The organism is Saccharothrix sp. NRRL B-16314 (assembly GCF_000716595.1).
In the GTDB taxonomy this organism is placed as follows: domain Bacteria; phylum Actinomycetota; class Actinomycetes; order Mycobacteriales; family Pseudonocardiaceae; genus Actinosynnema.
Genome location: NZ_JNXC01000086.1, coordinates 1 through 1,031 on the forward strand (window position 1 = coordinate 1; position 1,031 = coordinate 1,031).

A 1,031-nucleotide genomic window follows, 5' to 3' on the forward strand; every position below is an offset into this window, starting at 1 on the left:
GTATGGATGTTTCGCCGGTGTTGTTGACCGAGGACGACGTGTTCGCCGCCATTGCGGAGGTCGAAGCGTCGATTCGGGCATCGCACCGGCGGCGGCTGGAATTGCTGGCGCAGGTGTTGCGGTGTGGTTATGACCTGGATGCCTATCGGGCCTTGGTGCGGGCGAATCCGGCGGAATTCAAGCAGTGGGTGGCGCAGGTGGAGTTGTTCCTGTCGTCGGTCACGCCGACCGGGCAGCCGCTGCCGCCGCTGCACCGGGCTGCCGGTGCCGCGCTGGCCGAAGGGACGTTGTCGGAGGGGCATCTGCGGGAGTTGGCGCGGGCGTTCACGACGTTGAAGTTGCCGGACTGGTCGGAGGAGGTCCTGGTCGAGGCGGCCGGGTCGGTGGAGCCGAAAGTGGTCCGGCAGCTCGCCGACCGCATCCGGGACCGGGTCGAGCAGGACTCGATCGATGAGTTGGACGAGCCTGCGGCCGAACCCGCCGACGTGCTGTACGTGCGGGACCTGCCCGGCGGTCGGGTGGAGTTCTGGGGTGAGGTGTCGGCGGAGACCGGGGCGCGGTTCACCGCGATGTTGGAACCATTGGCGACGCCGCGTCCGGAGGGGCCGAAGGACCGGGCGCACCGGTTCGGTGAGGCCTTCGCCGACGTGATCTCGCTGGCGTCGCGGTCCGGTGACCTGCCGTCGGAGGCTGGGGAGCGCCCGCACATCAGCGTGACGGTGGACTTCGAGACGTTGCAGCGGGGTGTGGGGCACGCGGTGTTGGACGGCGACCGTTATTTGAGTGCGGCGCAGGCGCGGCGGATCGCGTGCGACGCGAAAGTTCTCCCCGTGGTGATGGGAGGTGATTCCGAGGTGGTGGATTTGGGGCGGACGAAGCGGACGGTGAGCGTCGCACAACGTAAAGCGCTGCACGCCCGCGACCGGGGATGCGCTTTTCCGGGGGTGCGCCACGAGGCGCTGTCAACCAATGTGGAGGTGAAAGACCTGCACCGCTGTTATGTCGCACCATAATAGTGATAGCTGAGGGCA

Annotated in this window: 1 protein-coding gene; it reads left to right on the top strand. The window is 67.5% G+C overall.

All coding sequences use genetic code 11. The features are described from left to right. Positions 1-1,013: DUF222 domain-containing protein (locus OQ02_RS41800; protein WP_051773503.1), on the top strand; the 1,013-nt coding region annotated here is incomplete at its 5' end. Positions 1,014-1,031: the final 18 nt, after the last annotated feature.